Genomic DNA, 9,136 nt, shown 5'->3' on the forward strand with positions numbered 1-9,136 from the left:
TACAACCGTGGTTTCCGGCACGTCGTCGAACAGGCCGGCAGGCAGATCGAGCACCTTCTTTTCGGGAATCGTGACCACGATCACTGCTGCACCGCGGACCACATCCGCGAGGTCGGCTGGTTTCGCGCCGGTTTCGCGGGCGACATCGGCGAGCGTATCCGGCCCGCGCGAGTTGCCGATAAGCACCTCGTGCCCATGTTCGACCCAGCGCAGCGCCAGCACCCTCCCTATATTCCCCGCGCCAATGATGCCAATTTTCATACACCCTCCTGTTCTTTCAGTTGACTAAAGCGGGACGCGCGCAACGGCCATGCCCGTGCGAGTTGACCATCCCGCGGACTTGCCACAGCCTAGCATCATCCGGGCTGAGATACTGGCCGTTCCGTCCCGCAGGACGGGCGGCCTTGGCCCGACAGCGCATCGCGGGTCCAGCCTTCCTGCGGCCTATTCATGCGCAGCTTGTAATCGCCAAAACGCTTCAGGTTGTGGGTTGGATACGGACTCAGGAACTCCAGGCCTCGGGCGAATCGACGGAACCAGTCGCGCGGTGAAGTGGGCCAGCGCTGCCCGTGTAGTGAGTTTTCCTGGCCGGGTACAGCGTGACGCGACAGGCTCGTGCCGACCCACGCCGGTCAGACGACCCTCTTCAAAGTGGTCAGTCAGTCGAATCAGCGTTTTGCGGACTGGAGCACCATAAAGCGGACGTTGGCGACCTCACCCAATCGGCCAACTAGGGACGTTCGCCGATGCTTTCACGCGGACGGCCGAACGTCGGCTCCGCCCAGGCAATGGGCATTTCTCCCGACGTCTTTTCCATCTCACTGGAAAGCAACGTGTCGGAATCAGTGCGCCTTGGCAGGTTCAGTGCCCTAGCTGCCAGCGCAACACAGGGTGCGTGCCTCCCGGCGGCATAGCCCAGATCCCATGCGGGCCGAAATCGTACGTCGGGCCGAAGCTTGACGGCATGCTCATCTGCGCGGTGGTCAGACCTTGAGCGCTGCCCGCTTGTGCACCGTTGGCTAGAACGAGCACTGCGACCGTGGCGCCGGTCGTCTGCCTGTCCCAAAAGACGTCACCGGTGATAATCGCTGTTGGCCCATAATTGACGCTGGCGATGCCCGCCCCACCTCCCGGCACTTGCACCCTGCCGGTCGCGAACGACTGTTCAATCGTGCTGAAAAAATTCGCCCCCACCAGTGCTCCCACATAAGCCTGGATGGGGCTACTGACTACGCCGGTCGCGTAGGACTGCGTGATCGTGCTTGCATTGTTGTAGCCAACCAGTCCGCCTGCCGATCCGCCGAACATAACGCCAGACTGTGTGGCTCCCGTTGCCTCGACGTTTCCCGATGCAAACGACTGCCGGATGACCCCGTGGTTGTCTCCGACCAGGCCACCCGTATACCCAGAAGGCGATACGACGTCTGCACTGCTGGAAGAACGCGTTATGGTGCTGTCGCCGGAGGTGAAACCGACGAGGCCTCCAGTTGAGATTCCTCCCAGACCTACCGGTGCCGGACCTACCACTCTGCCGCTGGTATGCACCGCGGCAATGGTGCCGAGATTGGTCCCCGCCAGAATTCCTTCGCTGCCACCGCTAACGTTGCCACTGGTCGCCGGCCCGCTGACATTTCCTTGCACGCTCACGTTGCGCACGACACCCGCCGTATCGATCACGGCGAACAGCCCTACCTCCGTACCGCTTCCAGACGACGAAGCCAAAATGGTGAGGTTGGAAATTGAATGTCCCATGCCGTCGAACTGACCGGCGAAGGGATTCGGGTAAATGCCGATGGGTGTATAAAGTGTGCCGGACGGCGGGCTGACGTCGATGTCCTTGCCGAGTGCATAGATGCCAGCGGGATCCAGCGGGATTTTTTCCAGATCGGCGAGCGAGTTGACGAGCTGATAGCCTGTAACCTGGGTGACGAGACCGCTGTCTTGTGGCGCGGTCCATGCCTTGCCAGAGAGGATATTTCCCGCGCTGTAGCTGCCGGTCATATCGTATAGCGCGCTGACAATGCCCGTGCTGCGGGACCAGTCGATCGTGCCGCGGTTGGCCACGCTGCCGCCGTTGTCGAGGCCCGAAGCGTCCGCGCGCAGCTTCAGATTGCCCGCGCCGTCGTTAGCGATGGTCGTGCCTGTCGTCACGGAAACGTTGCGGTATGCGGCAAGCGTGAGCGTAGCCGGGCCCTGCCAGCGCAGGCTCGAAGCGATGCCCAGGTCGCCGGTTGCGCCGTTGCCACCCGTGGTCGCGACATTCACCGAGGTGCCCGCGTTCAGGCTGCGCTGCAACGTCCGTGCCGCAGCGTCATCGATCGTAAAAGCAGGCGTTGAAAGATTCCACTGCCCGGCGTGAACGGCTGCGTGCCTGCCGAACGCCAGCTGCGCCGCCTGCGTGTCGACCGTCCCGCCGCTGCCGTTCGCGTTCGTTGCCGCGATCCTGCCTTGCTGTCTGACGAGGCCGCTGTCCGCGATGAGCCAGACGTGGCCATCGCGGTTGGCCGTACCCGTCGCGCGGATGCGCGTGCCGCCGCCCGCGAGCGCATAGACGTTGCCATCGGCAGCCTGAAGACTGACCTGCGCGGCCTTCAGGCGCCCCTCGTTGACGACGGTGCCGTGGCTGCCCGCCTGCACGAACACCTGCCTGCTGCTGGCCGAGTCCTGTAACAGCACCGTCTCGCCAGCCGCCAGTTCCACCGTGCCGCCGGGCGCTTTTACGGTGCCCGCGTTGACGACTGCCTGACGCGCGATCAGGAACACATCGCCGCCGCTGGAACTGATCCTGCCGAGGTTGATCACGCTCGCGTCCGACTTGCCCGACAGCGTCAGTGCATCACTGTCGTTGATGAAGGCGTCGTTGCAGATACCCAGGGTGGACGCGACGAAACGTCCGCCCGTGCTGACAACGCCCGAGGGTCCCACGAGGATGCCTTGCGGATTGATCAGGTAGAGGCTGCCGGTGGCGGTGAGCTTGCCGAGAATCGATGACGGATCGCCGCCCGTTACACGGTTCAGCGTCGCGCCCGACCCGTTGTTGAAGGCGACGGTGTTGCCGTTGCCGATCGAGAAGCTGTGCCAGTCGATCACGCCGCGGGTCGAGGACTGGTCGATCGTCAGCGAAGCGGTGCCGCTCGTCATCGCGCCCTGGCCCCGGACGAAGGCGCCGCCCTGCGGCAGCGGTCCGGCCGCTTGGGCCATCGGCACGCACCACGCGGCGAGCGCAAGCGGCACCCATAGCGCAAGCGGCAGCGGGCGCAGGACACGCTTGCATGCGGCAGGCGGGGACCGAGGCGCGATGAGTGCCGCGCCGGCATACGCCAGCGTAAAGGACAGCCCGGTGCGCGGAGCTGGGGGCGACTGGAGCGCCAGTCTGATTGAACGACGCGACATGATCCCTCCCGAAACGTGGTTCGTGGAAAGTCGTTGTCGCGGAACGCAGATTGTTGCGACCAGGCAAGGCGCGAAAGCCGCCATACCGCACAACACAGCCTCATGGTAGCAGCGCGTTTCAAAAGACCAACCGGTATTTGGGCATGTCCCCGGTGCTTGCTGGTACCTCATCAAGCGGGGATGTGTGCGGTCGCCGCGGCGGCAAGAATGCGCGATGCTATGGACATACCTGGAACCCCCTGATTCGACGAAAAGAACGTTGGCCGTTGGATGTCCATAGGAAAATGCGCTGGGACGCGGGATATGCGCGTTCATGTCCATGGTGTCACGTGGGTCGCTGCCAACTCCTGCCCGCCGCCAGCCGATGCAGTTTTTACGTTCGTCGTGCGCTCGCGACCATTGCCTCATTGCCTTGGCTGCGATGTGGCGATAACTGAGTCGGAGCCGTGGCCCACACGGCGACGTTCAGATCCGATAACGGTGACGCATTGATAGATCGGTAATTACGCGCCCGTCGATTCACACAGGAATGAGATTGTAGGAACACAAGGTCTCGTCCGCGGTCGCTCAATGGCCAGTGTCCGGCGAGCGATTCGCCGGTAGCGTTGCCTCGACGCGGCCACAACCAATGGGATGGACTCCTCCTCACCCGTCTGAGACGTGGCGCATGATTGGCGACATGTTCGACCGGTCAACGAGTAGGAACCCGAAATGGACATGATTCGCGTAGGAATTGATCTTGCCAAAAACGTCTTCCAGGTTCATGGAATCGATCGAAGCGAGAAGGCGGTATGGCGCCGCAAGCCGCGCCGTTCGGAATGGCTAGAGGTCTTGCAGCAGACGGTTCCTCTGCATGCTGAGATCGGCATGGAGGCTTGCGGCAGCGCGCACCATTGGGCGCGACGCCTGCAGGCGTTCGGATATACCGTGAAACTGATTGCCCCGCAGTTTGTGAAGCCATATGTCAAAAGTAACAAAAACGACGCGAACGATGCCGAGGCAATTTGTGAAGCGATGAGCCGGCCGGCCATGCGGTTCGTCGCGGTTAAACGATCGAGCAGCAAGATGTGCAGGCCGTTCACCGCGTCCGCTCAGGATTGATGGAGCAGCGTAACGCCAAGGCGAACCGGATCCGCGGCCTGACGTCCGATTACGGCATCGTGGCGCCAAGGGAGATTGTCCAGTTGCGCCGTGCGGTTCCGGTTTGGCTGGAAGACATTAACTGCGGTCTGAGCGATCGTTTCCGGCGTCTGCTTGTGGGCCTGTGGGAGGATCTACGTTCGCTGGACGACCGCATTCACGAGCTAGACCGTGAAATCGCCGAACTTGCTGCATCCGATCCAGTTGCCAGGCGCTTGCAACAACTGCGAGGTGTTGGTCCGATGGTGGCCACAGCGTTGATTGCAACCGTGGGCAATGCCAGACAGTTTGCTAATGGCCGACAGATGGCTGCATCGCTCGGGCTGACGCCAAAACAAAACAGTTCAGGGGGCAAGGAGCGGCTGCTCGGGATAAGTAAACGAGGCGATGCCTACGTGCGTTGTCTGCTAATTCACGGTGCACGGGCGATGATCCAGATGGCCAGACGACGCACCGATGCACTCAGCCTGTGGGTCATGCGTATCGTCAGCAAGCGACATCCAAACGTGGCCGCCGTAGCGCTCGCAAACAAGACTGCCCGCATCGCCTGGGCGATGATCACGCGGGGAACGGACTATCAACCGGAACTTGCAGCATATTGAAGTTGTGCGTACCCAGCAGTACCTTGCTCAACGATTGCAAAACAAGCCGCACGATGGCCAACAGGTCGAACCGGCGCTGATCAAACCCGCGAATGACCGAGGCTTCGAGCCCGTACAAGCGATTGGGAGTCAGTGCGCGAATAGCCTATCAGGGTCCTTGCCTCATTGAAACATAGCTGTACGAGACCGGATATACGTGAGCGATCGACACTGAGGCTTAAAAGGCGACGCGTTTGCAAACGAGGAGGAGTCCATATACGGTCACTCGGCAAGGCGGTGAGAATTGGCGACAATTTTCGTTCAAAGTATCCTTGAGGATCGATGTTCTGACACTCTTGCCCAACGACCCAAGAACAAAGCCCGATGCAATCACACCTCAGAATCGCCAGGCCTGTTAGTGACCTTTCGCGGGCAGAAAGCATGTATTGCGCGGGGCTCCGCCTCGTTGTGCTGGCAAAATTTCAAGACCATCAGGGTTTCGATGGGGTGATACTTGGACGTTCAGGCATGGACTATCACTTCGAGTTCACACAGTGCCGTGAACATCCGGTAGCGCCAACACCCACACGTGAGGATTTGCTAGTGTTTTACGCCCCGGATCGAGTTGCGTGGCAGTCGGCTTGCGATCGCCTCGCCGAGAGCGGATTTGTTTGCGTGGCGTCGCTCAACCCTTATTGGGATGTTTCAGGTAGAACATTCGAGGATCACGACGGCTATCGAATCGTTTTACAAAACTCGACGTGGTCCTCATGATGCATACGTAATGCAATTGGACGCCAGCTCGATCGCTTTGCAGCAGGTCACCCGATCGCGTAAAACGGCAAGCTCCGGCCAAAAGCAGCTTGTCGAAATGGCCACGCAGATCGTCGACAATATTCGGGTTAGCCGTAGAGCCCAACGCAATTTTCCCAAGGGTCGCGCAGCATGCACATCCGCTTTCCATCTTCCACTTGGCCTGGACCACGATAAAGCGTGGCACCTATGTTCAGAAAATGCTTTAGCGATTCATCGAAGTCATCGACGGTCCAGTAGACGACTGTGTCCGCCGATCCCGCCGATAATTTTGCACCGGCGGGAACAATTTCGAGTCTGATGCCATTGAATTCGAGGTATGTCGGATTGAACTCGTCAAGAAAGCGCCTTTCAGCGCCTCGAAAAGCTGATTGGTACCAGTCCAATGCCGCCGGCACGTCTGGCACATACACAAGCACTGCACATATTTGCGAGTTCATGCGGGCTCTCTTTTGTGTCGTAGCTGAACGAGGTGAGGAAGATCGCGATTCGCGATATTGGTCGAAAAATCTGCTTTAGCACAGTGGGCGACCTAATTGTTGAACCGAGAGAGCGCTTTGTCGGTATCCATTCGTCCGCTACGGTCGAGGCATGCAGCTCGCATAGGGCTGTGGCCGGCCAGTTTGAGACATCCGGCGGGAGCACGCCAATCGTTGACAATCACAACCTCGACGCGTCGCGCATCGGCTCATGACCGCCGTTCGTTCGCTCGTGCTACGATTCGCGGTGCCTGACTGACAAACGAAAGCAGGCATTGACCAACTCGTAGCGAACTGCAAAAGAACCCCACTCGAACAATGTACGCAGCTGCCTGGCCTCCCTCGAAAACGCACTGAAAGCCTGTGTTGATGCAGTGATTGCATCCGCCTTGGCATTCGTCCCGGACCTGTTGTCAATAACAGCCCGGAGATGTCGCTCGAATCGACCTATCGCGTCCAGATTCGTGCGATTGCATTTTCACGAGACCACAACATGCGTATTTTCAATACGATGGCGGCGCACGCCATCCCGCTCGTTCCCCGTTCGCTGATCCGTAAGATCTCCCGCCGCTATATCGCTGGCGAAACGCTTTGTGATGCCCGCACCCGCATCCACGCGCTCCATGCAGCAGGTTTCAGAACAACCGTCGATGTGTTGGGCGAGACCGCATCTTCGTCGGATCAGGCGGAGGCGATGACGCGCGATTACCTCAATCTCATCCAGGCGTTCGGCGCGCAAGATGAGACCACCGAGCTGTCGATAAAATTAACCGCGCTGGGGTTGCATATCGACGAAGACGCTTGCATGACGCGAGTTTCGGTGATTCTGGGAGCGGCAGCATCGCATGGGATGACCGCGTGTATCGACATGGAGGACACCGGTTGCACCCAGAAAACGCTCGACGCTTTCCTTAAGCTCGAAGCCGACGGATATCCAGTCGGAATCGCATTGCAAGCGTATTTGACGCGCACGAACGATGACATCGTTTCACTGCAGGCGCGCGGGAGTCGCATGCGCATTTGCAAGGGAATTTATGCTGAGGCAAACGAGCATCTCGTCGACGGTGCATCAAGGGATCGGGCCGCGATCAATTCGCACTTCATTCGGCACGTTTCGAGCGCAATACAGGCTGGATCGTTCGTAGGCATTGCAACGCACGATGCCCAATTGATCGATCTGCTTTCCAATTGGCTGCAGTGCGAGCGAATCGACAGGTCACGCTTCGAGTTCCAGATGTTGCTGGGGGTGTGCGAGCCGCTGCGTGACGCTTTGCTTGCGCAAGGATTTAATGTGAGGGTCTATGTGCCCTACGGTCATGACTGGTATGGCTACAGCACCCGGCGAATCAAGGAGAATCCGCGAATTGCCGGATATATTTTGGCGGCGATGATCCATAGCAATCGGGCGCGCTAGCAGTTACAGCAGGATTAGCGGAGCGGGACCGACCAGATAGTTGGTCCCGGTTTGAACGGCTGCTTTTGAGAGGACCGTCCGGCCGAAGTGGGTCGCGTGCTGCCGCTCGTGGCACGCACGGGTCGATCGCACGACGATCGGCAAGGTACGGCCATCTCCAGCCGTTCGCCTGATACCGTGCGCTTTCCTCGGAAACCCGAGAGGAATCAGTTGCGCACACGGAATCGCGTTGTTCATCCTGTTCGGCACCAACCGACCACGACTGATGACACCGGAAGTACGACGTAGTCGTGCGGGAAATGCCCCGAGATATACTTCCCGCATGGAACTCGACCCCCGCGACCTCGATAAAATCAGTGCCCTTACGTTGCAGCACTACGACGCGCACGCGGAAGATTTCCGCAACGGCACGTACGACCACGACGTCACGCAGAACATCGCGGCGCTGCTGCACCATATCGAAGTCGAGCCGCCTTTTACGATCCTGGATTTCGGCTGCGGGCCGGGGCGAGATCTCAAGGCCTTCACTACACTCGGCCATTGCGCGGTCGGCCTCGATGGCGCCGAGCGCTTCGTTGCAATGGCGCGTGACGCGACTGGCTGCGACGTCTGGCAGCAGGATTTCCTGCATCTCACTTTGCCGGCCGCGCACTTTGACGGCATTTTCGCCAACGCCGCGCTGTTTCATGTCCCGAGTCAGGCGTTGCCGCGCGTGTTGCGGCAATTGCACGCGACACTGAAGCCCGGCGGCGTGCTGTTCAGCTCCAACCCGCGCGGCACGAATCAGGAAGGCTGGAGCCACGGCCGCTACGGCGTCTTCCATGATCTCGAAGCATGGCGCCGATATATGGCGGACGCGGGCTTCGTCGAAATTGAGCACTATTACCGGCCCGCCGGCTTGCCGCGTGAGCGGCAGCCGTGGCTAGCCAGCGTGTGGCGCAAGCCGGTTGCCTGAAACGCCAAGGGGCTGTTCCACAGTATGCCCGCGTTGGGCTTGGCAGATGCTTGCGCTCAAGCCGCTTTGATGCAGCGCAGAGCAGCCGATTTGCAACAGTGTCCATCGCGCAGAGAAACGGCCAGTCGTGGATCTCAGACAATCGGCAGAAGCGGGGACGCCTCTCGTCGGCCGCGACAGGCAGAGGACGGCCATGAAGAGACGTTCCAAGCTCCTGCCGCGGCACCGCTTCGATGACCGGTCTGCCTTCGATTGTGTTGAAAAAGTCTTGTTTTGGCTCGAAGCGCTGAAGTCCGCGGCACGTTTTCGAGTTGTGGTGATCGGCGAAGCGGCAAACTTGAACGAGGCAACGATCCCCGTT

General features: G+C 60.0%; 6 protein-coding genes and 1 pseudogene. 4 read left to right on the forward strand and 3 right to left on the reverse strand.

Features of this window, described 5'->3' with window-relative positions:
• On the reverse strand, positions 1-261 hold a 261-nt coding region (locus HV770_RS37760), incomplete at its 3' end, for an NAD(P)-binding domain-containing protein (RefSeq protein ID WP_175166492.1).
• Between the two features lie 600 nt (positions 262-861).
• Entirely contained in the window at positions 862-3,201 is a 2,340-nt protein-coding gene (locus HV770_RS37765; RefSeq protein WP_175166493.1) for a two-partner secretion domain-containing protein, read from the reverse strand.
• A 903-nt stretch (positions 3,202-4,104) separates the two neighbouring features.
• Between HV770_RS37765 and HV770_RS37770 the strand changes: the two are divergent.
• Together HV770_RS37770 and HV770_RS39620 are read left to right on the forward strand one after the other, a co-directional pair.
• Positions 4,105-5,135, forward strand: a pseudogene (locus HV770_RS37770) (IS110 family RNA-guided transposase).
• 363 nt (positions 5,136-5,498) lie between these two features.
• Positions 5,499-5,888: a VOC family protein gene (locus HV770_RS39620; protein WP_343048423.1), complete on the forward strand. Its 390-nt coding sequence runs from the start codon at positions 5,499-5,501 to the stop codon at positions 5,886-5,888.
• Between the two features lie 128 nt (positions 5,889-6,016).
• Here HV770_RS39620 and HV770_RS37775 read toward each other — a convergent pair whose 3' ends face one another.
• Positions 6,017-6,367 (reverse strand): VOC family protein, encoded by a 351-nt coding sequence (locus HV770_RS37775; RefSeq protein ID WP_175166494.1) that lies wholly within the window; start codon positions 6,365-6,367, stop codon positions 6,017-6,019.
• Between the two features lie 469 nt (positions 6,368-6,836).
• On the opposite strand from HV770_RS37775, the gene HV770_RS37780 reads away from it, so the two are divergent.
• Together HV770_RS37780 and HV770_RS37785 are read left to right on the forward strand one after the other, a co-directional pair.
• Complete coding sequence (locus tag HV770_RS37780) at positions 6,837-7,820, forward strand: proline dehydrogenase family protein (protein WP_343048425.1); 984 nt, start codon at positions 6,837-6,839, stop codon at positions 7,818-7,820.
• 322 nt (positions 7,821-8,142) lie between these two features.
• Positions 8,143-8,775, forward strand: a complete 633-nt coding sequence (locus tag HV770_RS37785; protein WP_175166495.1) for a class I SAM-dependent DNA methyltransferase — start codon at positions 8,143-8,145, stop codon at positions 8,773-8,775.
• Positions 8,776-9,136: the final 361 nt, after the last annotated feature.

It is taken from the genome of Paraburkholderia fynbosensis (genome assembly GCF_902859935.1).
GTDB lineage: Bacteria > Pseudomonadota > Gammaproteobacteria > Burkholderiales > Burkholderiaceae > Paraburkholderia > Paraburkholderia fynbosensis.

Coding starts and splice junctions, on each gene's coding strand:
- HV770_RS37765 (WP_175166493.1), bottom strand. CDS start 3,201: ATGGCCCAAGCGGCCGGACCGCTGCCGCAGGGCGGCGCCTTCGTCCGG.
- HV770_RS39620 (WP_343048423.1), top strand. CDS start 5,499: ATGCAATCACACCTCAGAATCGCCAGGCCTGTTAGTGACCTTTCGCGG.
- HV770_RS37775 (WP_175166494.1), bottom strand. CDS start 6,367: ATGAACTCGCAAATATGTGCAGTGCTTGTGTATGTGCCAGACGTGCCG.
- HV770_RS37780 (WP_343048425.1), top strand. CDS start 6,837: ATGTCGCTCGAATCGACCTATCGCGTCCAGATTCGTGCGATTGCATTT.
- HV770_RS37785 (WP_175166495.1), top strand. CDS start 8,143: ATGGAACTCGACCCCCGCGACCTCGATAAAATCAGTGCCCTTACGTTG.